Origin of the sequence: Nocardia nepalensis, from assembly GCF_048910785.1 — a bacterium.
Classification (GTDB): Bacteria; Actinomycetota; Actinomycetes; order Mycobacteriales; family Mycobacteriaceae; genus Nocardia; species Nocardia nepalensis.
This window is the reverse complement of record NZ_JBKBET010000004.1, coordinates 171,135-193,023: the sequence shown is the minus strand read 5'-3', so window position 1 is coordinate 193,023 and position 21,889 is coordinate 171,135. Positions and strand designations below refer to the sequence as shown.

Genomic DNA, 21,889 nt, shown 5'->3' with positions numbered 1-21,889 from the left:
CGAAACGGGTGGGCGCGAATTTCGCGCGCACACAACCCAACCCACACCCAGACCGCTGGGCGTCGCGCCGGAGGAAATTCGTGCACGCACGGGCGCGGGCCCGCAGGCGCGGCGGGCACCGCCCTGGTAGCCCTTCAGTCAGGCGGGGCGCTCGACCAGACGAACACCCCGGACACCCAACCCAAACCCCTTCCTCTTCTTGCTTTCTGCGCGGGAAGGTCAGGCCACCAATGGTGGACGCTGCGCGAAGTAGGCATCAGCGTCGGCCTCGGCGCGGCGGCGACGCTGGGCGGCTCGCTCGTCGCGGGCACGGTGCCGCAACACGTCCGGTCCGAGGGGGCGCGGCGTGTGGCGTGCGCGGCGGGCCGCGATCGCCTCCGCGCTCTCGCGCCTGGCGTCGGTGGTCGTGCTCGGGGTCGCGTGCAGGCGAAGATCGTGACCGGGCTCGCGGGCCGGAGTGCGCGCCCACGGACCGACTTCGACCTCCACCGGGATCTCGATGGCGTCGGCCAGGGCGTAGAGGCGCTCGTCGGGATCTATGCTGGGGTCGGATCCGTTGTCGGACACGCCGATACGGGCACCGGCGATCGAGACCACCCGCGCCAGTGCCGTTTCCGGGGAGTTGGCGAACGCGCGGTGGATGAGACCGAGAAACGACCAGTCGGCCGGGGTGAGGGTCTTCAGCGCCTGCCGGAATTGTTGGCGGGCCCGGCAGGGATCGGTGTCGATCAGCTCGTCGAGGGCGGCGATATCGGTCAACGACGGGGTCACCGCGATCGCGGTCGGGGAAACAATGGTCACAACAGCTCTCCTGATCACGGAAGTGGAATGGACACAGCGGGATTCGCGTCAGCGGTCGAGGCGGTGCCCGGCGGCGTCAACCCGCCAGGCACCGCTCACGCGGGAGGGAAGGTGAGTTAGAACTGGGGGTCGTCGTTGCTGGTGCCGCCGCCGAAGGAGCCCGCGGTGTTCACCGCCCACGGATCGGCCGACCCGCCGCTGCTGCCGGTGGACGCTGCCGCGCCGACCAGGTCGCGGGACCGGTCACCGATATCGGAGCGCCCGGCCGCAGACCGGCCGTTGCCGTTGGTGTCGCGTTTGGTGCGGGTGACTTTGGCGGTGGCGAAAAGCAACGAGGGCCCGACCTCGTCGACCTCGAGCTCAACGACGGTGCGGTTCTGACCGTCTGGGGTCTGCCAGCGGCGCTGCTTGAGGCGGCCAGTCACAATCACGCGCGAGCCCCTGCTCAAGCTCTCCGCGGCGTTCTCCGCGGCCTCGCGCCACAGGTTGCAGCGCAGGAACAACGCCTCGCCGTCTTTCCACTCCCCGCTGTTGGGGTCGCGGTAGCGGGGTGTGGAAGCGACGGTGAAATCGAGGACCGCCACACCATTGGGTGTGAACCGAAGCTCTGGATCCGCGGTCAGATTCCCTTTGACGGTGATGACCGTATCTGCAGCCATGCCGAGTACTCCTTCGAATGTTAGTGGATGAGAACAGCAATCGCGCGCACAGGCCTGCACGGACCGCGCTGGCGGCCACCGGTGAGGGCAGCCAGTGAATCGGGCGGGGTTTAGTCGTTGAACCCGACATCGCGGTGGCCGAGGAATCCCCATGGTCGGTGCGGGGGTGGATGCCGCGCTGGGTCAGTGGGGGATCGGTCCCAGATCGATGCCGAGGTCGGCGGCGATGCCGCGTCCGGTGTGGGCGAGTCGCCGCAGGGTGTGCGGCCGTATTCCGCTGCGCAGTGAGGTTTCGAGGAGGATGGCCATCGAGTGTGTCGAGTCGGCGTGCAGAGCGGCTTGTAGGGCGATACCGGCGAGGGGGCCGTCGCCGCGGAGGTAGGCGCTGTAGGCGAGAAGTGTTGCGGCATCAGCGCGGTCGCAGCCCGACAGTGCCCGAGCCGAGGCCAGCCACAGCTGTTCGGCGGGCGCGGTGTGCGCACTCAACGCGAGAGCGAACAACGAATCACGCACTATCTGATCCCGCAGCGCCGCAGCCAGTTCGGCGTACTGTCCGGCGGTGAGCGCGATCCCGGAGTCGGTGTCGGCGACCCGCCACAGCGCCCACTCCAACATCTGCCGGTGATAGCTGTCGGGATCGCCGCGGTGCACGGCCTCGGCATACCGGTCGTGGGCCTGCCGGAGGGCGTCGTCGAGATCCGCGGCGACCTGGGTGGTCAGTTCGGTGTCGGGGGTGAGCAGTTCGGTGAGTTCGGAGCGGGTGCTGCGGATCGGCCGCCCGTGGAGCACGTGGGCGAGGGTCACCATCGAGGTGGCCGGGTCCGGCAGTGTCCCATGACTGTTGGGTCCGAGCAGATCCCACCAGCGTTGCTGCGGTTGGATCGCGCGGACTGCCCACGCGCCCGCGACCACGATGTCCTCCTCGGCCAGGCAACTGGTGAACTCGGCGACGAGTCGTGCCCACGGCCCGATACTCAAGTCGGTTTGGGGCTGTGTGTCGTGGGGTTCAGTAATCCGATCATCGACGATGACCGCGAGCACCATGGTCGCGTCCTCGGTGGCGCAGATGCTGGCGACCGCATCGGCGTAAGCATCCGCCCGACCCGGGTGACTGTCGTCGACGTCGAGATCCAGCCGCAACACCGCGTCGATGACGGGTGCTCGCCGCCGATCACCGGTATCGCGAAGCAGGGCCACCACCAGCGAGCGTTCGGGGACGAAGCCGACCATCGCGGGCACCGCCACGATCAACTCACCGGGATCATCGACATGCAGCGACTCGCCCGGAACACGATCCCGGGAAACCCGATCCAGATCACCGGTCAACTGGTCGAACAAGCGCGATAGAGCGTCATCGGTGTTGTCGGGCATGGAAGTCCCTCTCGGTAGCGGGATATGTGTGCGATGACCGGGCGCGCCTGCGGCATGAGCTGTCAGTGCGTCGGCTGGTCGTGGGGGTCGATGACTTCGGTGAATCGGCGCGGCGGCAGCACACCTCGGGCGCGGGCATGACCGATGACGGTGTCGTGGCGGTGCGCGGCGTGGACGTGGCGGTGCCCGTCGGGTCCGTGTTCGTCACCGCGGCCGCCGGGGGGCAGCCGATGCCGTTGGACAGCGAACAGCCACACCATGTCGGGTGAGCTTCAGTTCGGGGTCGGCGGTCAGAACCGAACACGATGAGGACAGGCGTCTGCGGCCATGAGGGTGTTCTGTTTCTATTCGGGTGAGTGACGAGCACCGGCCCACCACGAACAGATCCGTGGTGGGCCGGTGCAGGTTGTGGTGTGCTGGTTCAGGACTCGATGTCGATGTCGTGGTAGTCGATGAGTTTGGCGGCGGCCTGTTCGACGTCGACCAGGGCGAAGTCGATGTCGGGATCGGCTGTGGCCTCGTCGAGGAACCGCAGATACCGCTGTGTGGCGGGGAGGGCGTCGCGCCACAGGCTCTTGCCGATCTCGAGTTCGGCGCAGGCGAGCTGCATGGCGAGCACGATCGTCCACGCCCGGTTGGGTGAGGCATTGCTGATCGCGGTGACCAACGCCTCGATTGAGGCGTCGATCCGTAGCAGCGAGGCCACTTTCGTGCGCTCGACGGGGTTGAGCTTGTGCGCGAGGGCTTCGGCGACGAACCTAGCGGTGGACTGGTGCAGGGTGGCACCGGCCACCAGCTGCGGCAGGAATTTGTTGCGGCGCTCGTTGGCGGCCTCTCCGCGCTCGTTCAACTTGATTACCCGCCGCCGCGCCAGCCGCGCCTGCTCCCGCTCGGCTGCGGTGTCGGCTTCGATCTGCGGGTCGGGTTCGCCCGCCACGATCTGGAATCCGCTGCCCGCCAGTGCATCCTCGGGCAGGTAATAGGTCGGGGTCCACCGATCCGCGCGCTGCACCGACTCGGCGTGGCGCAGTCCCTGGCCAGGTTCGGCGTCGGGGTTGGCGTGGGTGTTCCAGTCCACGGCTTCGGATTCGACGAGCGCACCGGTCTGTGTGTCGACCAGCAACGCGCCCTTCTCTACCGCCAACCACACCACCCACTGCTGCGGGTCGGCATGGAGATCCTCGGCGGTGACCGGATCACCGGCGGCGGTGGTGAGTGTCGCCGCGGGTACGAACCCGGCGTCGGTGTCGGGTTCTGTGGTCAGGATGCCGAATCCGTAAGCGGCATACGGGAGTGCGGCTTCCAGCAGGGCGCGGGTGGCGGCGCGTTCGTTGTCGATGCGCTTGTGCACGTAGGTGAAGTCGTAGCGTCCGGCGCGTTCCAGGCGCGCCACGGCGTCGGTGTCGCCGCGGCGTTCGTAGTCGGCGATGATCGCGAGCTGATCGAAATCGAGCTGCCGCCCCTCGGTAAGGAGCCGTTTCGCGGTCGGCGAGGCCCCGATAGCGGCGGTTTTGGTGATCTCGGATCGCTTGCGCTGCAACCCTTCGGCCACCCGCGTCGCGCTCGCCCCCAACTCCAGGGTGAGCGCGACACCACTGGCGCGGTCGGCGTCGAGTAACGGGACCCGGCGGTCATTGAGGTTGATCTGGTCGATCGTGCGCGCGATGCGGCGTTCGTTGTCCTCGACGGTCGTGTCGGCGTCGGTGATCCACACCGGCACCCTCGCCAGGCCGACCTCGCGGGCCAGCAGCACCCGCAATTGGCCGTCGTAGACGTGCACCGACCCGTCGGGCTCACGCTCGGCCAACGCAGGCGCGCGCACCCCGAACATGCTGATCGACGCCTTCTCCTTGGAATAGGCGTCCAGATCGATAGTCGTACGCACGTTCTCATCTATCACCAGCGTGTTGGGATCCATATATGCCGCCTCGGCCTGCGGCGGCGGTGACACGATCGGATCGGAATCGATGGCGGTGGCGTCGCGCTCCACATCGGTGGTGCCGTCGATATCCACGATGTCAGGCGTGGGGCTGGTGCCGGGCTGTTCAGGTTCGGTGCTGGTGTCGGGGACGACGGACAGGGAGGCAGTGCTCACGGTGATCTCCTCACAGAACAGACGGCGCGGCACCGCACCCCGGACGAGCGGGGTGAGGTGCCGCGCCGAAAAAGCGGACACGGGACAGCCCAGGCGCGTGAAAACCGGGGGCCGCGGGTATCAGGCGGCGCGGGCGTTGCGCTGGCGCGTGAGGTTGACCGGCCCCAGCCGAAGCACGCCGCGCTCGTCTTCGGTGTAGGTCCAGTTCCGGGCGCGCCAGTCCGGGAACTGCGAGCGCCAACCCTCCAGCCCCGGTGTGTCAGGGATCGCGGTGACCAGACCGGCATAGCCGCGCTCGACGAGGGTCTGATACTCCGCGCGGGTCATGCTCTGCACGGCAACAGGATTCGAGGACACGAACAACCTCCAACACAATCGATTCGGACATGGATGCCGCTATGGACAGTGGTGACAGCGAGAGGAAACGCGATAGCTGCTGCTGAGGGATCAGCGAGACAGTGAGTCGATCGCTGCCAGAAGGGCAGCGGTGGTAGTGACCGGCTCGGCGCGGCGGTCCTGGATCAAGCGGTGAAGCCCGCCGACGCTGCGGCGTCGGCGGGTCCGGGCACTGCGAACACCTGGAGGTGCAGCCGGTGGGCCCATCCGGCGGTGTTCAGGGTGCCCGACCAGCGATTCGCCTCGGGCGGCAGAGCGAAAATTCATTGCTGGCGGGCGGTTAACCAACGGGGTGCTGCTATCTCGCTGGTGTGTGGTGGTATGGCATCCACTGGTGAAGGTCATGTATTCCGGAGTGCGCTATTCCCCGCGTAGCTTGTGCTGGTGTGCTCCGGCGTCGGGTACCGGCTCGGCTTTACCTGGCCAACCGGACGTGGAGGACGGGTGTCGGGTGGTCCACGGCGAGATTGGACACAACGAAGGTGTCTGGCGGTACAGCAAAGGTGTAGCGGTTCCTGAACCGACGGCGATGAGTGGTTATGGACATCGAATTGGGGGACGCCGTCGCCGCCCTTCGTGATCAACTTCTCGCCGCCGCTGCCCAGGGTTCGGGGGCGGAGATCGAGTTTGCAGTTGGGCCGATCGAGATGGCATTCGAGGTGGAACTACGCGCCGATGCCAAAGTCAAAGGCGGCTTCAAAGCTTGGGTGGTCGCGGGCGATGTTGAGGCTGGTGGTTCGAGGACACGCAAGCATCGGGTGTCGTTGACACTGAATCCGCAGCGTCCCGGTGGCGGAGACATTCTCGTCGGCGGCGAGCCCAACGGCGAAACCGGTCCGGGAGATACGTCCGGACACCTCGGGCGCTGAAATGGTTTGAGCCGAACGGAAGGATCACGTAGGCGTCAGTGATCGGAGAGGCTGGAGCGTGGAACGCGATCGGGTTGTGGGTGTGGGCGGCGAACGTCGGGGTTCGGGCTATCTCATCGCCACCCATCTGGTCCTGACCTCGGCGCATGTCGTTTCGGAGGTCGGGACGACGGTAACCGTGTTCCAACCCGGCCGGAGGAGCGTTTACAGCGGACTCGTGGCATGGCGAGGTATCGCTGGCGGTCGTGACGACGCGGCACTGATCAAATTGATAGATTCGGCGTGGGATCCGCCCCCGGTCTCACCGGTGATGTGGGGTCGAACAGTCACCTTCGATCCCGGTCTTGCATGCCGCACATGGGGTTTGCCGGATTTCGTTCAACGGGATTCTGCGCCAGCGGATCTGGAACAACCCCGGGGCACCATCAATCCCGGCGACAGGTATGTGGCCGATAAGTATGTCGTGCACTTGGACATGTATCCACCTACTCCAGCGGTGGGGAAGGATTCGCCGTGGGAGGGGATGTCGGGTGCGGCGGTGTTTTGCGGAGGTCTGCTGGTCGGTGTGATTGCGGTCGACGCCGCGCACCGCGAGCACGCGGGCCTCGAGGCGGTACCAGCCTATGTGCTGCTTGCCGATGCCGGCTTCAGGGCCGCTGTCGCCGAGTTGGCGGGTGAGGACGGGTTGCGGTGTGAGGCAATTGAGTTGCAGGAGTTGATGGATCACCAGTCGCCCCTGAACCGATCGACCTCCGTGCGGACTCCGGCCTCGCTGCTGACCGCTCGCCGTGCCGTGGTGCCTTTTCAGGGCCGATCTCAATTACTGGGACAGTTGCAGCAATGGGCCGAGGTGGCAGGGTTGGGCTTGTGGCTGCTTCACGGTCGTGGTGGTCAGGGTAAGACTCGGCTCGCACATCACTTCGGAGAATGTCTCAGTGCGCAAGGATGGGCGGTCGTGTGGCTCGACCCCGGTGCTAGCGCGGAGCAGCTGCGCGTGCTGGCGCAGGTGCGTACAAACCTTCTCGTCGTGGTCGATTATGCCGAGACCCGACCCAACCAAGCCTGCGCTCTGCTCAGCGCAGTCGCGCGATTGCGGGCGGATCGCACCATGAAGATTCTGTTGTTGGCGCGCACAGCGGGAGCGTGGTGGCAGCAATTGGCCATCGATGGTGGTGACGTCGTTGCTGAGATCGTCGACCACGCCAACGTGAGTTTGCTGGGCCTGCTGGATAACACAGCCGAGGAACGACAGCAAACCTATGACGCAGCTGCGGAGTCCTTCCGCCGGGTGCTACCGGAGCTTCTATGGCAGGACGGCACCGATTTGCCCGTGCCGGATGGGGCTGTGGCCGCCGCGATAGGTGTCGAGCAAGATTTGACCGTGCTGGGCGTTCAGATGCATGCATTGGTGGACGTTCTCGATGCTGCTGCCCTCGGACATGGTGGAGCTGAGAACCGTGGACGTCGGGCTCTGGAAGCGCGTGTGCTCGATCATGAACGCGGCTACTGGAAGAAGACTGCCCGAGCACAGGGGTTACTGCCTGAACTCCCGATCGCGACCTTGACCGATGTCGTCGCAGCAACAGTTGTACTGGCACCGCCAAACCCAGAGCGGCTAGGGGAGGTCCTGCGGCGGGTACCTGACCTCTCCGATCAAAGCCGAGTAGCCATAGCATCGCTGCGGGACTGGCTGATGAGTTTATATCCCGGCCAGGGCCCGGGAATGTTCGACGGATTGGCGCCGGACCGTGTCGCTGAGCATCTGATCGGCATGTTGCTCATCGATCGGACCCGTCCGTGCATAATTTACCATCTGGCAGCAGCTATCAGTGATTCCGAAGCCGAACGGCTGCTGGCTGTCTGTGCACGTGCTACGGCACATACCCACTTGATGCCTGATGCAGGTCGGCGTCTCACAGCGATGTGTATTCAGTATCACGAGACTCTGCTACCTGCCGCTCTTCGGGTCGCTACCCAGGTCGAAACCCCTGATCCTTTGATCGCTGCACTTGAGCACTTGGCCTCCGACCATAGGACCGACATCGAACTCTTGATCCAATATCAAGATTCACTGCCGGTCGCTACACAGATCCTTGCACGCCCCGCAATTTCGCTGAGCCGTGCGATTGTCGCGCGACTCAAAACATCACCCAATGGCTCCACTCGCAGCCGTGCTCTGCTTGCCGCCAGCCTTTACAAGATGGCGCTATGGCAGGACCGCGCAGGCCAGTTCCATGAGGCGCTTTTCGCGGCGAACGAGGCGGTGGAAATCCAGCGAGGGCTGACTGAAACCCGAGATGCGGATGGTTGGTCCACTCTTGCCAAATATCTCGCCACCCTTGCTGCCCTTCTGGGAACTATGATGCGAGAAGATGAATCACTCGACGCAGCAACCGAGTCCGTCGAAATCTACCGCCGGTTGGTGGCGGACGACCCGGAAACCTATCGAATCGACCTTGGTGCTGCGCTCTACACTTTAGCCAGACAGCTACACCACTCCGGCAACGGTGCCTTGGCTCTTGCCGCAGCCACTGAAGCAGTTTCAACAGTCCGCAGTGCGACCGAAGCCCATCCCAACATCGCGAAATCACGACTTGCCGGGTGCCTGATAGGCCTCGGAGCCCAGCTGCACGATGCAGGACAAAACATCGAGGCCCTGGCTGCCGGAACCGAAGCACTGTCGATCTATCGCGAATTGGCCAAGAACAGGCCGGACGCATATTTGGCGGACCTCGCATCCGGACTGAACAACATGTCAATCTGGCTGAGAGCGCTCGACCGGGGCGAGCAAGCACTTGAGTCGGCCGCCGAGGCCATCGCGATTCAGCGCGAGCTCGTTTGCAAATACCCAGAATCTAACCTGCCCAACTTGGCATCGAGCCTGTACAATTTGGCGACTAGACAATTCGAGGCAGGTCGGCCAGATGAGGCATGCGAATCCGCGTCCGAAGCGGTCGGAATACTACGGAGTCTGGCCGGGATTAACCAAGAAGCCTACGAACCGAAACTCGCCTCGAGCCTGCACAACTTCGCGCATATGCTGATCGAGTTGAATAGAGGCCCGGAAGCGCGCGACGCAGTAATCGAATCGGTCGATATACATCGCGGCTTGGCCGCCAAGAACCCCCGTGTTTACAGATCATCCCTTGCAATCTGCCTGAATACATTGGGGCGGCAGCAAATGGCTGAAGGATGCGCGGAGCAAGCAGTCGCGGCGGAGAATGAATGCGTGGAAATACAACGAGCGTTGGCACTCGTGAATCCGCGAGAATTCCTTCCCAATCTGGCCTTATTCTTGCTCAATCTGGCAACCTTTTTGCACAAGGCGGGGATGCGAGACGCTGCATTGAATGAGATCTCGGAGGCCATCGACATCTGCAGCGAACTTTCTGAAGGGGAATCAATAATTTACGATGATCTGGCGGCGCAAGCACGCGCAGTTCGTGAAGAAATTGCGAACGAGGAGTAGTGCGAGGGAACGACATTCACCCGTTGGTCGTGGCCTAAATGTTGTTGTAATCCAGTTCGACCCGGCGGCCTGGCCCGGCCCATCACACGCATACTTCAGTTTGCTGAAGTACCCGATGGTGCCGCCTATCGCGCGTTATATGGGTAGCTCGCGCGCCGTCTATGAAGGTCAAATACTCCTAATCCGGCTGGTGTGGGTGGCGGCGTAGGTGAGGCCGTCGCCGATGGTGCGTGCGGCTTCGGTTTCGGTGAATCCGTCGATACCGACGTGCTGTGCGGCAGCATCGGAAAGGACGCAGTAGGCGTGGTCGCGGTCGAGCAGTCCCTGCCCGACGAGGCGTCCGAGGCTGTTGGCGGCCAGCAACACCGCGCGATGGCGTGTACCAGTGCGTGCGAACCGGATCCGGTCGGCCTGGTTACGCAGTGCCGCCGCGATGTAGGCGTCCGGGTGGGTGATCTGGGCAGCCGACCCCATCGGCAGCAGCGGCGGTGGTGGCGGTGGTGCGAGGAGTTCGGCCAGCCAGCGGGGTAGCGGGATCGGGTCGCGGTCGTCGAGGACCCGGTACCGTCCCGACGGCAGCGCGGAGCCGGGGCCGACGACATAGCCGCCGATACCGCGGCTGTCGATGCGCCACCCGAGTCGGGCGATGGTGTTGCGCAACAACGTGGTTGGGGGTGGCCGGTAGTACAGGTGCATCCCGCCCGAGGGTGTAGCGACTGCGAAGGTCGGCACCGGGACCCGGTGCCCGGCTTCGGAAGCGAGGCGTGCGAGGACGTCGCGGCCGTCGCGGGCACCGGCCCACCGCGGGGGTGGGGGCTGGTCGTGGCTGGTGTCGAGGTCGAGCACGTGTAGTCGACTGGGCCCGCAGGCGATTCCGACGTTCGGCTCGGGCCAGCGCAGCCACCACCAGCGGATGCGGGCGGGATCGACGGTGGCGGCGTTCTCCCAGTTTCCGATCGCGGGTGTTTTGCTGCCCGCGTGCACGGGAAACACATGGAATCCGCGGGCAGCGCTGTCGATTGCGACCTGGACCCCTGTGGTGGCATCAGGGCGGTGGTGTACGCGAGTATCGGCCGCGGCACGCGGGGCGGGGTTCACACCGTTTCCATCGTGCGCTGCGCGGCGAGGTGGCGGGCGAGGGGGAGAACGCGGTCGCGGCCCAGGCGCAGTTTCAATTCGGCCTCACCGCTGCGAAGCACCCGAATCGAGGCCGATACCGGGTCGGTGAGATTACCGAAATCGATGCGGTCCTCGCGGGAACGATGGACAGGTGCCAGCACGGCGGCCAACTCGTCGAGCACCGCGTCGCGGCGGGCGAGAACGGCCGCGTCTTCGCGGGCCCTGGCCCGGTATCCGTCGAGGGTGCGTTGATAGCCGGGGAGCAGACGTCGCGCGATGTCCGCGGCGATCTGGGCGGGTGGCCGGTGGGCGGCGACGGTGATGACGTGGTCGGGGTCGCCGCGATAGCGGTGGGCGCTGAACGGGGTGTAGGTGCCTTCGATGCGCAGACGGCCGTGATCGGTGTGGCGTGAGGAATCATCGCCGTGGGTGATCGTCAACGACTGATCCGCCGGGCCGGCGAGCACAGCGTGGCGGCGGGTCATGTATCCCCGCTCGGCACGCCACCCGTCTGCGAGCTCGGCCGTGATTTGATGGGTGAGGTCGAGGAAATCCATACCAGCGCAACTCCTTTCACATGGTGGATGGATCAGTGGTGTGGTCAGATCCCGAACACCTCGCGCAGCGCGGCCAGCATCGCCAACGGTTCCGGCGGCTGATCCCCGGAGGGCGCGGTGGCGTCGCGGATTTTGCGCAGCTTGAGGAAGCGGACTCCGGTGAGGTTCACTCCGACTGCGGGGGCGGCGTGTTCGTTGCCGGGGTCGTCGATGATCCTGTAGTCGTTGATGTGCAGCCATGCCTCGTACCAGGCTTCGGCCGGTTGCCCTTGCCGGGACGGTTCGCGGGGGTCGGGGTCGCGGGGTTGCCAGTACCGGCATTCGCAGTCCAGGTCGTCGCAGTGGGCGAAGCGCACCGCGGGGTTGGCGTGATAGTGGTGCTGTTGACCGGCCAGCATCGGGCACGCGAGGCGGCTGTAGTGCGCGCACTCGGGATGGGCTCCCGGTTCGACCGCTAGGCCGCGGAGGTAGTCGATCGAGCGGATGAATAAGACGACCCGGTCCTCGAGTCGGTGACCGCAGATCTGACACCGCTTGCCCCACAAGATCTCCCAGGCGCGGCGCGGGTCGAGCATTCCCCAGACCGGTCGCGCGGGGTCACGATGGGTGAGAGTGATGTGGGGGACGACCAGTCCCCGCGCACGCGTAGCGCCGGTGAGGCGGGCGGGGACCGGGACCCGGTCCGGGCCGCTCGCAGACGATGGTGTGGAAGTCAATGCTCACCTCGAATCTTTCAGTGGACAGGTTCGGCGGTCAGGGCGACGCTGACCCGCCGGTTGGGGTGTCCGGGGCTGTGGATGCCGACCTCGATGCGGGCTGTCGGTGCGCCGGGTGCGGTGGGGCCGGTGGTCCAGGGGTGGAAGTGGTCCTCGTCGAGGTCGGGCAGGTTCGCCTCGATCCAGGCGATGAGGTCGCCGATGTGGCCGATCAGGTGCTCGGCCATCGGTTTCCGGTGTGCGGGTCGTGGTCGTGGACGGTGACGACGGTCGGGGCACCGGGTACCTGGGTGGTGAGTGAGCGCGGAAGCACACCTTGTCGGCCACCGGCGGCCCAGCACCCGTGTGCGATCACCCACCGGCCACCAGTGGGTTGCGCGGGGACCAGCCGCCACCCGAATTCGGGCAGTCCGATACCGAACGGGTCAGGGGCCCAGCTGATCTCGCTGCCACCGTCGGGGGCGACGGTGGTGATTTCGGTGGCGTACTCGACGCGCACCAACGCCAGCGCAGCGGTGCCCTGTACGAGGGTGCGGTTGGGCAGGCGGTCGAAGACCGCGATGGGGGTACCCGGCCGCGGGCCGGTGGCAAACGCCGCGTGATATCCCACGACCAGCATCGACAGCAGCCGCCCACCGTCGGGCAGGTACGGCGCGTGGTACGGATCGACCCGGATACGAGCGCTGAAGCAAGACAGGTCAGTGCCCATCGGGATCACCCCTCGGCGCCTGGAATGGGGGAGTTGCCGCTGTCGGTGAACAGCAGCGTGAGGGACTGGCGGCGGTCGGTGGGGAACGGGTCGGTCATTGGGGTGTGGGCTCCTTGTCGGTCGAGGCGGGGGTGTGGGGGTGGACTGCTTCGATGAACCGCAGCGGCAGCAGAACCCGGTCGCGGCCACCGAGGCGGTGCAGGACCGTGTGGTGGCGGTGGACCGCGGCGACGTGGACGCGGTCGTGGCGGTGTCCGCCGCGGGTGGTGATCGTCGCGGCGGAGCCGCAGCGACGTAGCCGATGAAGTTCGATGGTGATGAGCGCGATCACCGGATCGGCGGCCTCACCGCCACCGCCACCGCGACCGTCGTCGGTGTCGGTGTCGGTGTCGGTGTCGGTGTCGGTGAGCACGGTGACTCGCTGCGCAATGGCTTTGTGCAGGCGGCGCAGCCCATCCCGCGGGGCGGTCTCACGTATGAGGGTGTCGAGGCGGTCCAGGACGTTTCGCAGGAACCGGATCTGCGTCGCGGTTCCGGTCTCGGCGATGGTGTGGTCTTCGCTCATCGGTTCGCTGCCCGCCGCCAACGCCGCAGCGTGAGCCATCGCACGGGGCGAGGCCGGTGTCGTGTCGCGATCGCCACGGTCAGGGCGTCGGCGCTGTCGGGGGCGAGATCGGCGTAAAGCCATTCGGTTGCGGGGTGCTCGGCGTCGCGGATCAGCACTCGGACGCGGTGTCCATCGGTGCTGGCGACGATCTGGCGGTCATTGATGTCGCGGACATCGATCAGGACGCTGGCCAGGTTCAGGCTGTAGGGCATGACGGACGTGCTCCTTGCAGATGGGTCGGGTGGGGAAGTGCCTGGGGTTTAGGCGTTTTCGAGGTCGAGCAGGTCCGCGTAGCGTTGGCGGCCTGCCAGATCCGGGCAGTCGCAGTGGGGGAAGGGCTGGTAGCAGTCGGCGCAGGATCCGCAATAGGTGCAGTGCGGCCCGGAGGCGGTGCCGTCTTCCTCGCCGCAGTTCTCGCAGTAGCCGAAGTCGAATTCGACGTAGCGCCAGCCCATACCGAGGTAATCGTGGTTGGAGTACCAGATCCCGGCCTCGGCGTCCCAGTGCCCGCGCGCCTCGTTGAACAGGTAGGCGCGGTGGCGGTAGGCGGGATCGACGGTGAGCAGCACGACCTTGTCGCTGCCCAGCCACCGTTGCAGCCCCTCCCGCCCGGTCCAGGAGTCCAGCGACCCGAACGGCATGGTGGGCAAGAAATCCTCGGCCGCGATCCGGGTGTCGGAGCGCTCGTCCCCGGCAGCGGGGTGGACAGTGGACGGCAGGATCCCGTTGTGGGCGAGCATGGTTCGCTCGTCGCCGCCGACCGGGAAGGGGTGACAGTTGTCGAGGGTGTGCTGGCCGTGGGTGGCGAAGCGGGAATGGAACAACGCCGGACCGTCGGGGTATTCGCAACGCAGGGCGGCGAATTCACCGATCGCGGTCTCGGCGTCGAGGCTGTGGCCGGTGGTGATCGTGTCCGCGGTGATCAGGGCGTAGCCGTGGCCGTGCGGGTTGGACAGTGCCCCGTTGCGCAGCGCGGCGATATTGGGGGTGGCGCCCGGTTTGAGGAATGTCAGCATGCACATCGCAGGACCTCCAACTCGGTGAGCAGATCGGCGTAGTCAGGGCGGGTGGTGAGCCAGGCGGTGAACGCCGACCACTCCCAGCCGCGGCGGCGTGCGACCTGCGCGGCGGTGAGGGTGCGGGTGTATTCGACCGAGGCCGCGGCGAACGCGAGGGCGGCTTTGACCTGGCGCGGGTAGAGGGAGCTGGCGAACACGCGCAGTTCGAAGGTGTGGGCGGGGTAGACGTTGATGGCCTGATAGCGGCCCCACCCCACGGTGCTGCCCTTGGCGAATTCCGCGGCGCGCGAGCGGGCTTGGGAGGAGAATTCGGCCCAGTTCGGTGAGCGGCGGCGCGCGAGGGTGGTGACCTGGGATTCGTTGCGGTAGACGAACTTCAGCCACCGGTAGATGTGGGCGGGGGAGGAGAACCCGGCCCGGGAGACGTGCACGTGGATCCCGACGCTGCTGTCGGTGCGGCACCCCAGTAGCCGCAGCTTGTTCAGCAGCTGCCACGGGAACCGGGTGCGCGCGTAGTCCCACGACATCGGGTGGGTGACCAGCTCGAACCCGCACGGACTGATGGAGCTGTCCTCTTTGAGGTAACCCAGGTCCCCGAGCTCGGCAACCGCGAGTTCGACCGCGTCGTCGAATTGCGAATGGGGGGTGATGAGTTCGAGTTCCATGCCCAAAAACAGCGGGCCCTCGCCGTGGAACAACGGTTGCGGGCGGTAGTCGTAGTCGTGGACCAGGTGGTGGCTGCTGTTGTCGTAGCAGTTGTCGCAGCGGTCGTCGCTGAGCGGGATGAGGGTGTCGCAGTCCTCGCAGTAGTGGTAGTCATCGAAGCGGCACGTCGAGCACACCTCGTTGCCGCCCTGCACGGTCTCGGTGTGTTCGGCGTACGCGCCGCACTCATCACAGCGGTCGTAATTTTCGACGCAGGTCGGGCACACGTCCGGCCCGTCGATCACCGCGGTGATATCGCGGGTGAACAGATCACAGCGGTCACAACGCGACCAACCGTCAAGGCAGCGAGGACACAGCGCGGTGTCGGTGACCGTGTAGCCGACCTCACGGGTGTGGGTGGCGCAGCCATCGCACAACGAGAGACTGGTGGCGCAGTCACCGCAGACCCGCTCCCCTTCGACAAGGGTGACCAGGCCCTTCAGGGCGACGGTGAGCGCGCAGTCCTCACAGCGCGTATCGGACACGGTGGCGGCGGGCATGGGAGATCACGACCTTTCGACGGGAACGGCAAAGCCCCCGCACAACCACCGGAAAACCGGTGGAGTGCGGGGGCTTTGACAGCTGAGGTGGAATTGACAGCGGTGAAGGTCAGGCAGTGTCAGGCGCGCAGGCGCGGGCGCGATGGTGACCGGCGTGCCGGGCGCGGGTCAGCACAGGCGCCTCGCCACCGCGATCGCGGGGGGCGTGACGGGAGTAGCAATCACAGTGCGGGAAGGGCTGCTCGCAGTCGAAGCACCAACCGCACCAGCTGCAGTGACGGCCTCGCCGGTCGAGGTCGAACTCCCGGCACCCGCCGCAGCGCAGCCGGTACCGGTCCGGCCAACGCCGCGACATCGGCTGATAACCGGTGTTGGAGTACCAGATCCGGTCCTCCCAGATCCCGGCCTGCTCGCCGAAGAGGTAGGCGCGGTGGCGGTAGGTGGGATCGACGGTGAGGATCAGCAGCTTGCTCGACCCCAGCCACGACGCCAGACCGCGGGCACCGCGGTAGGTGTCGATCGACCCGAAGGGGGCTGCGGCCAAATATTCCTCGGCCGCGATCCGGGTATCTGACCGCGGATCGTAGGCGCGCGGATGTACCCGTCTGGGCAGGGTCCCGTTGTGCGCCAACACCGTTCGTGGATCACCACCGAGCCGGAACGGATGACAGTTCTCGATCGAGCGGACACCGCGGGTGGCGTAGCGGGAATGGAACAACGCGTACCCGTCGGGATACCGCGCACGCAAACCGGTGAACTCCTCGATCAACGGGTCGGGCTCCATGCTGTGCCCCGTGCGAATGGTGTCGCCGACGATGAGGGCGTACCCGTGGCCGTGATGGTTGGTGTGCCCGCCGATCCGCAATGGATGAGGATCAGGTGCGACACCGGGCGGGAAGCAGGTCAGCAGGCACATGCGAGCTCCAACTCACGCAACTGTTCGGTCAACGGCAGATACGCCGGGCGCGCATCGACCCACGCGGCGAAACGCGCCCACTCCCACGCACCGGCCCGCACATCGGGGATGCGCAGCGCGCGGGTGTAATCGATCGAGGCCGCAGTGAACGCCAACGCCGCCTGCACCCGCCCCACATCGAGGGAAGAGGCGAACACCCGCAGTTCGAGGGTGTGACGCGGGTAGGGGTTGATGGCCTGATACCGGTTCAAGCCCAAGGCGTGGACGTGGTTCTTGGCGGTGTCCTTGACCCTTGAGCGCGCGGCCCGGTCGAACGGGGCATAACGGGAGCGCCGCCGCGCGAGCCGGGTGACCTCGGATTCGTTGCGGTACAACAACTTCATCCACCGGAACACATGCGCTGGGGACGCGAACCCGGCGCGGCTGGCGTGCACATGCAACCCGACACCGGCGTTCGTACCGCAACCGAGATCCTCGAGCTCTTCCAGCAGCGGCCACGGAAACCGATCCAGCCCATAGCGGTAACTCATCGGATGGGTGACCAGTTCGAAGCCGCCGGGCTGGATCGACGAATCCCGCTTCAGATACCCCAATCCGGACAGCCGACCGGTCGCCACTTCCACCGCGGTGTCGAGGATGTCGTCGGGGACGACGATCTCGAGTTCGAGCCCGAAAAACAGCGGCCCCTCGCCGTGGAAGCGGGGATCGGGTTTGAAGCTGTAGTTACGTACCCGCGGCGGATGCGCGCACAGCTCACACGAGCGTTGCCCGCGCATCAACGTCCCGCACTCCCGACATGAGCTAAACCCGGCCGCGCAGCGGACACAGGCACGCAGCCCACCGGAGACATACCGGCTCGCGGCACTGTGGCGGCCACAGTTGAAACACCGGTCGAAGAACGCGTCCGCGCATCGGTAGCACACCGTCTCGTCGGTGTCGGTGCGCTCGTACGGATGGGTCAACCGAGCACACGACACACACCCGCCCCACCCCGCCGTGCACCTGCCGCACAGTCGACGGTCATCAGCGGCTTCGGTGACACGCAGCACCTGGTCGTCGCAGGCGTCACACACCGGCAGCTCACCGAGACACGGTGGGCACACCAACTGGTCCTCGACCGGATATCGCGGACCACTCCGGCGGGTCCGACACACCGCACACACGGCGGTATCGAGTTCAGGCATGACAGAACACCTTCCGCGGAAACGAAAAAACGCCAGGTCCGAGCGGGGGATCGCTCGAACCTGGCGTTCGAAAGGACAGGACAGGACAAGGGCAGACAGACGCGGCGACTGCGGACCACCGGTGGGGTGTGGTGCGCGGTTACTAGGAATGGAGCTGTGCACACCGGCGGCTCCGCAGCAGCCGATAGAGAAGATGGGCGGAGTGGATGCTCATACCCCACGAATCAGGGGACCTGCCAACAACACTGACCACGCAGCTGCTCAAAGGCGCGTTAGACGTAGGGAACCGAGATGTCTTCGACCGCAGATCACCTGGGCCGTACTTTGAAACGAGACGGAAGTAGTGGGAGGAATGCGATGCGCGTCGATGTCGAATTCACCAGTGGCGCAGTGACCTTGCCGGCTTGGCTGTAAGCGTTTGCTCGGGCCCGGCGTTCGGGTTAGTAGAGGATTTTGGCTACGTGTCGGTAGATGGTGTCAAGTCGAGACTGGCCCACGGTCTCGGTGGCTGTGTTCGAGCTAAGGGCAACCGTTGCCGATCTCGGGGATCGAAAATTCGTGCGCTATGGGCAGATTGGCACCTCAACTGTCCTGTGCCAGTGAACCCGGCGCAGTGCCGAACCGTTGACCTGCGGTGCGTCAGGATAAGTGGCAGATTGAAACCCGCTAACCGGCCTCAAATCCATCGCCTGACCCGCAGTGCGCCAGGTATCTGGCAGGTGCGTAAGGTCAACTGGCACAGGATATCAACCTCGCTGCAGAGAGTTCTGTTGCTGATCGCAACGGTGGCTTTGTTCGCGAACTGTGACGTCGGTTGTTTGCCAATCCTGGCGGCATGTCGGGCCTGAGCCTCCTCGGAGATGTTCGAGAATTCCGGCGGCACAGAGCGAGTTGAGTACCCAGCCGAGCATTCATCGTTTGGCGAGAACACGCGGTAATGGCCGGGATCCAGCCCTGGCACCAGTGTTAAGTAGCCGATTACGTGCAGTGGAGCAAGGTCAATACTTCCCGAAGGAAATCGGCAACCAATCGCACGGCCGCGACGAATGCTCTACCATCGAGCTCTTGGCCGCTGATAATCACCTGTAGAGCGATGCGGAATCGTCGTATGTAGTCCCTCGTCCCGCTCGGAGAAGTCATGATCAGTGTTCTCGTTGCGGCGGTAGGCGTTCTGGGGACAGCTTTGGGCGCAGCGCTCACTGCCATCATCGGAGCGAGGGCCGAGAACCGTCGCCAGGCTGCTCTCGAACGACAGCAGGCACGCAACGAGTTAGGTCAGAAGGACAATCAAGTTCTTGAGCTACGGGTGGAGCACTTTCGCTGGCGGCGTGAACGTCGGCAAGCCGCCTATCTCGACTTCCTGCAGGCAACGGCTGCTGCAGATCGCGCGAATCTGCAAGAGTTCCGCACCCTCAAAGCCGCGACGCCACCGGAACCTTTGGCGGTGGAGCGGTTTGCCGAGATCCCTAGGCTGATTAAGCATGCCGAGCAGGTCGGTGATCTGGTGTTGCTGGAGGGGCCAGGCCATGTCGCCGCCGCTACTCAGGAGCTGGTTTCACAGTTCGGCTCGTTGGTTCAGGCGGTCCGAGATCTTGCCGAGGCGCATTCGCGCTCAGCCGACGACCTACGCCTCCGTCAGCAGACGATCGAAGAGATGGGTGAGCGCTACCTTGTGGCTCGGCTCGAGTTCCTCGGTGCGGCCCGGGCCGCACTCGACGAGATCATTGATGTTCGCTGACTAACTCACCTTGGGTCAGCCCGGATCGCAATCTCAGGGCCATCCGCTCATGGCGCGTGGCGCGCGGTCTGGGACGACCACGTGGCGCGCTCCCGAAAGGCCAACCGGCGGAGATCATCTCGGCAGGTCGAACACACGGAAATGCCGATGGCCGTGCGTTGTCAGCTCTGACAGCATCGGGTATGGGCTTCCAGTCACAGGTTTGGGCATTTCCGGATTTGCCCACCAAGCACAAGGCCGCTGCGTGAGCCATGTAACGCCGCCAGCGATGACCGCAATCCGTGGGGCGCGGTTTGAGGGCGTGCTGGGCGAGACCCGCTCGGTCGCATCCTCAGAAATGCGCCCTGCACGCCGTCAAATGGGCCGGTAGGTGTCGTACCAGTCCGTCAAATGGTTGTCTTGGCCATCAAAGTAGCCGCATACGGCGCATGCAGCGACATACACCACCGAACTCGCGAGTCTAATAATCGAACCCCATGCTTCGGTATCGGTGCGATAGCTGAGCCGGACATGGTTGCCCTCTCGGGTGCTTTCGATCGCCGTTGTCAACGCGATGATGTTGGGGTGCGAACTCAGCGAGAGCGCGTCGTAGAGGCCTGCAACGTTGTGCGCGCCGAACTTGGTGAGCAGCCGGGTTTGCTGCCCGAAAGTCGGATACTTCTCACCTGCGATATTCCATGGAGGCAGCGGATTTTCAGCTGGATCGTTCCACTCAATCTCTGCACCGGGGAAGCGCTGTAGTAGCTCGTTACGGAGCGATTCGCGGAGCTTCTTGGCGTCGCGCACTTGGGCACTTGGTGCACGGCGTGCGCTGGCCATCCAACGCAAGCGGTGCGCTGCCGCCACTCGCGCCATCCACCGCCGCGCCATACGGGCTTCCGGCGTGATGCCAGGCTCAAGAAGCCACACAGCATGAGCGACATGTTCAACGATCGCACGGGCAATCGGCCAGGGCGCAAGTGACATGGCTCGGCTGTCCACGAGTGCCTTCAGGCCCTTAGCATGCTGTGCAGCGGCGTCGATCATCTGGACTGCATCTACGCCCGCACCGGTGCCCTCGGGCTTGTGAGGCTCGGGCGACCGGGCCTCCAGCGCTGCATCGTCACGCGAAGCAGGAGACCCTGCGCTCGCGCCAGCGCCGAACTGCACATTCGTCAGATTCCAGGCGACGTAGAGACCGCCGAGTTCCGCACTCCACAGCTCGAAGAGGTCTGCGGTGTCCTCATCGAAAGGCATTGGAACAGGCTAGCTGTGCGTGCAGTCGGCGTCAGCGCGGTTCGCGGCTTGTGTCTGCACTCAGCGTCAGGCGGGCACACCGTGAGCATGTGCTAGCCATTGTCGGGGCCCTCGTCGGTGCCGGGCACGATCAGCTCCCGAATGATCTCCGCTTGCACGCTGATGGCTCCGGCGACTCGTGAAACGAAACTAAAGAGGAGACCTGCAACATGGGAAACACCTCCTGAGCTGGGTGGATTCCAGACTGTAGCTTCTGGTAGCCTGACTGCTCGAAGGGCATTTCTGTGCCCAGACCAAAGCCCCGGCTCATCTGAGCGGGGCTTTTCTCGTCCTAACCCTCAAGCCCTCGGCGCTCGCCGGGGGCTTCTTTGCGTTCAGAGGAGATACGTTGTCCGCGTTCATTTCTGCTGCTGCACAGTGCGGGGGCTGGGTCATCGTATGGCTGCAGCTGCCCCTGCTGGTGATTGCAGCCGCGGTCCTGGTGGGGTCGGTCACTGCGTTGATTCGCGCCAGGCCGGAGGATATTCCGAGTGTATTCGGCATGCTCACAACGGGCTTCGGGCGCTGGCCCGAGTGGTTCCGTCGGAACAGCGCCCATGAGCACGAATCTAGTGCACAGCCGGAAAACGAACCTCTGCAGGAAGCCGCGAAGGAGGAGTGGTGAGCAGACGCCGAAACACCCAGCGGCGGCCGGTCGAAGACCGCGCCACCGATCTAGTCAACTACGAGAAGTTCGATGAACATTTGCAGATCGCGCTGGCGGTGGCGTGGCCTGACTCGCGTGATTTTGACACCGTCCGCACCTTCGCCAGCCTGCTGGCTGGCACCTGTGACGCCGCCGTCGACGATGTCCTGAACGCCATTCCAGTATTTGGGCCAAAACGTGAGACGACTTTGGCCTGGGGCGACACTGTGAAGTTGATCCAGATGCTCGAAAAGGCCCAAAGACATATCCGGAAGTCGCGAACTCCGCTCACTCCAGCCGATCTCGATCGACTTCTGCGCCACGCCGATTGGCTGCCCAGCCCCACCGTGGCGGACTTGCACAACGACATTGTCACGCTGGTGCGGTGTCCAGTATCGGCTCACGGCTGGACCCTAAGACCCCCGGCCTCCCTCAACGCCGACATCCCGTGGTGTGCGCACTGCCCATGTCCGTTACCGCGCAACAACACTGGTCGGCGGGCGAAGTACTGCACTCCGTACTGCCGTCTCGCAGCGCA

The 21,889-nt window shown here is 65.1% G+C and carries 24 protein-coding genes; 5 read left to right on the top strand and 19 right to left on the bottom strand.

Features of this window, described 5'->3' with window-relative positions:
- Positions 1-219: 219 nt before the first annotated feature.
- The 3 genes from ACHQ4I_RS04270 to ACHQ4I_RS04260 form a co-directional block, all read right to left on the bottom strand.
- Entirely contained in the window at positions 220-801 is a 582-nt protein-coding gene (locus tag ACHQ4I_RS04270) for a hypothetical protein (RefSeq protein WP_420770339.1), read from the bottom strand.
- Positions 802-917: 116 nt separating this feature from the next.
- On the bottom strand, positions 918-1,460 hold the full coding sequence (locus ACHQ4I_RS04265) for a single-stranded DNA-binding protein (protein WP_420770338.1): 543 nt from the start codon (positions 1,458-1,460) through the stop codon (positions 918-920).
- A gap of 183 nt (positions 1,461-1,643) precedes the next feature.
- Positions 1,644-2,831 carry a DUF4192 domain-containing protein gene (locus ACHQ4I_RS04260; RefSeq protein WP_420770337.1) on the bottom strand — a complete coding sequence of 396 codons (1,188 nt, stop codon included), beginning with the start codon at positions 2,829-2,831 and terminating at the stop codon, positions 1,644-1,646.
- 65 nt (positions 2,832-2,896) lie between these two features.
- Between ACHQ4I_RS04260 and ACHQ4I_RS04255 the strand changes: the two genes are divergently transcribed.
- Entirely contained in the window at positions 2,897-3,100 is a 204-nt protein-coding gene (locus tag ACHQ4I_RS04255) for a hypothetical protein (protein ID WP_420770336.1), read from the top strand.
- A gap of 152 nt (positions 3,101-3,252) precedes the next feature.
- On the opposite strand, the gene ACHQ4I_RS04250 is transcribed toward ACHQ4I_RS04255, so the two are convergent.
- The 3 genes from ACHQ4I_RS04250 to ACHQ4I_RS43245 form a co-directional block, all read right to left on the bottom strand.
- Positions 3,253-4,926, bottom strand: coding sequence for a hypothetical protein (locus ACHQ4I_RS04250; protein ID WP_420770335.1), 1,674 nt, complete (start codon positions 4,924-4,926; stop codon positions 3,253-3,255).
- 120 nt (positions 4,927-5,046) lie between these two features.
- Complete coding sequence (locus ACHQ4I_RS04245; protein WP_420770334.1) at positions 5,047-5,283, bottom strand: hypothetical protein; 237 nt, start codon at positions 5,281-5,283, stop codon at positions 5,047-5,049.
- Positions 5,284-5,447: 164 nt separating this feature from the next.
- Entirely contained in the window at positions 5,448-5,576 is a 129-nt protein-coding gene (locus ACHQ4I_RS43245; RefSeq protein WP_476445382.1) for a DNA-processing protein DprA, read from the bottom strand.
- A 285-nt stretch (positions 5,577-5,861) separates the two neighbouring features.
- Here ACHQ4I_RS43245 and ACHQ4I_RS04240 point away from each other — a divergent pair, with 285 nt between their 5' ends.
- Positions 5,862-6,191 carry a trypco2 family protein gene (locus ACHQ4I_RS04240; RefSeq protein ID WP_420770333.1) on the top strand — a complete coding sequence of 110 codons (330 nt, stop codon included), beginning with the start codon at positions 5,862-5,864 and terminating at the stop codon, positions 6,189-6,191.
- A gap of 58 nt (positions 6,192-6,249) precedes the next feature.
- On the top strand, positions 6,250-9,660 hold the full coding sequence (locus ACHQ4I_RS04235) for a tetratricopeptide repeat protein (RefSeq protein WP_420770332.1): 3,411 nt from the start codon (positions 6,250-6,252) through the stop codon (positions 9,658-9,660).
- 168 nt (positions 9,661-9,828) lie between these two features.
- Here the strand turns inward: ACHQ4I_RS04235 and ACHQ4I_RS04230 are convergent, their stop codons facing one another.
- From ACHQ4I_RS04230 to ACHQ4I_RS04180, 11 genes are all read right to left on the bottom strand, one after another.
- Positions 9,829-10,758, bottom strand: a complete 930-nt coding sequence (locus ACHQ4I_RS04230) for a bifunctional DNA primase/polymerase (protein WP_420770331.1) — start codon at positions 10,756-10,758, stop codon at positions 9,829-9,831.
- Positions 10,755-11,336 carry a hypothetical protein gene (locus ACHQ4I_RS04225; RefSeq protein ID WP_420770330.1) on the bottom strand — a complete coding sequence of 194 codons (582 nt, stop codon included), beginning with the start codon at positions 11,334-11,336 and terminating at the stop codon, positions 10,755-10,757. The genes ACHQ4I_RS04230 and ACHQ4I_RS04225 overlap by 4 nt, the downstream gene beginning before the upstream one ends.
- Positions 11,337-11,380: 44 nt before the next feature.
- Positions 11,381-12,052, bottom strand: a complete 672-nt coding sequence (locus ACHQ4I_RS04220; protein WP_420770329.1) for a hypothetical protein — start codon at positions 12,050-12,052, stop codon at positions 11,381-11,383.
- Between the two features lie 17 nt (positions 12,053-12,069).
- Positions 12,070-12,279: a hypothetical protein gene (locus tag ACHQ4I_RS04215; RefSeq protein WP_420770328.1), complete on the bottom strand. Its 210-nt coding sequence runs from the start codon at positions 12,277-12,279 to the stop codon at positions 12,070-12,072.
- A complete protein-coding gene (locus ACHQ4I_RS04210; protein WP_420770327.1) occupies positions 12,264-12,761 on the bottom strand; it encodes a hypothetical protein in 498 nt (165 codons plus the stop codon). The genes ACHQ4I_RS04215 and ACHQ4I_RS04210 overlap by 16 nt, the downstream gene beginning before the upstream one ends.
- Positions 12,762-12,855: 94 nt before the next feature.
- Positions 12,856-13,326 (bottom strand): hypothetical protein, encoded by a 471-nt coding sequence (locus ACHQ4I_RS04205; RefSeq protein WP_420770326.1) that lies wholly within the window; start codon positions 13,324-13,326, stop codon positions 12,856-12,858.
- Positions 13,323-13,580: a hypothetical protein gene (locus tag ACHQ4I_RS04200; RefSeq protein ID WP_420770325.1), complete on the bottom strand. Its 258-nt coding sequence runs from the start codon at positions 13,578-13,580 to the stop codon at positions 13,323-13,325. The genes ACHQ4I_RS04205 and ACHQ4I_RS04200 overlap by 4 nt, the downstream gene beginning before the upstream one ends.
- 48 nt (positions 13,581-13,628) lie before the next feature.
- Entirely contained in the window at positions 13,629-14,390 is a 762-nt protein-coding gene (locus tag ACHQ4I_RS04195) for a class II glutamine amidotransferase domain-containing protein (protein ID WP_420770324.1), read from the bottom strand.
- Positions 14,378-15,592 (bottom strand): hypothetical protein, encoded by a 1,215-nt coding sequence (locus ACHQ4I_RS04190; protein WP_420770323.1) that lies wholly within the window; start codon positions 15,590-15,592, stop codon positions 14,378-14,380. The genes ACHQ4I_RS04195 and ACHQ4I_RS04190 overlap by 13 nt, the downstream gene beginning before the upstream one ends.
- A 109-nt stretch (positions 15,593-15,701) precedes the next feature.
- A complete protein-coding gene (locus ACHQ4I_RS04185) occupies positions 15,702-16,508 on the bottom strand; it encodes a hypothetical protein (protein ID WP_420770322.1) in 807 nt (268 codons plus the stop codon).
- Positions 16,496-17,470: a hypothetical protein gene (locus ACHQ4I_RS04180; RefSeq protein WP_420770321.1), complete on the bottom strand. Its 975-nt coding sequence runs from the start codon at positions 17,468-17,470 to the stop codon at positions 16,496-16,498. Before ACHQ4I_RS04180 ends, ACHQ4I_RS04185 begins: the two co-directional genes overlap by 13 nt.
- Positions 17,471-18,830: 1,360 nt before the next feature.
- On the opposite strand from ACHQ4I_RS04180, the gene ACHQ4I_RS04175 reads away from it, so the two are divergent.
- Positions 18,831-19,430, top strand: a complete 600-nt coding sequence (locus ACHQ4I_RS04175) for a hypothetical protein (protein ID WP_420770320.1) — start codon at positions 18,831-18,833, stop codon at positions 19,428-19,430.
- Positions 19,431-19,784: 354 nt separating this feature from the next.
- On the opposite strand, the gene ACHQ4I_RS04170 is transcribed toward ACHQ4I_RS04175, so the two are convergent.
- The gene (locus ACHQ4I_RS04170) at positions 19,785-20,666 is read right to left on the bottom strand and encodes a hypothetical protein (RefSeq protein WP_420770319.1); all 882 of its coding nucleotides are present in this window, start codon (positions 20,664-20,666) and stop codon (positions 19,785-19,787) included.
- A gap of 388 nt (positions 20,667-21,054) precedes the next feature.
- Between ACHQ4I_RS04170 and ACHQ4I_RS04165 the strand changes: the two genes are divergently transcribed.
- Positions 21,055-21,330: a hypothetical protein gene (locus ACHQ4I_RS04165; protein WP_420770318.1), complete on the top strand. Its 276-nt coding sequence runs from the start codon at positions 21,055-21,057 to the stop codon at positions 21,328-21,330.
- A gap of 50 nt (positions 21,331-21,380) precedes the next feature.
- Here ACHQ4I_RS04165 and ACHQ4I_RS04160 read toward each other — a convergent pair whose 3' ends face one another.
- Positions 21,381-21,755 (bottom strand): hypothetical protein, encoded by a 375-nt coding sequence (locus ACHQ4I_RS04160; RefSeq protein WP_420770317.1) that lies wholly within the window; start codon positions 21,753-21,755, stop codon positions 21,381-21,383.
- Positions 21,756-21,889: the final 134 nt, after the last annotated feature.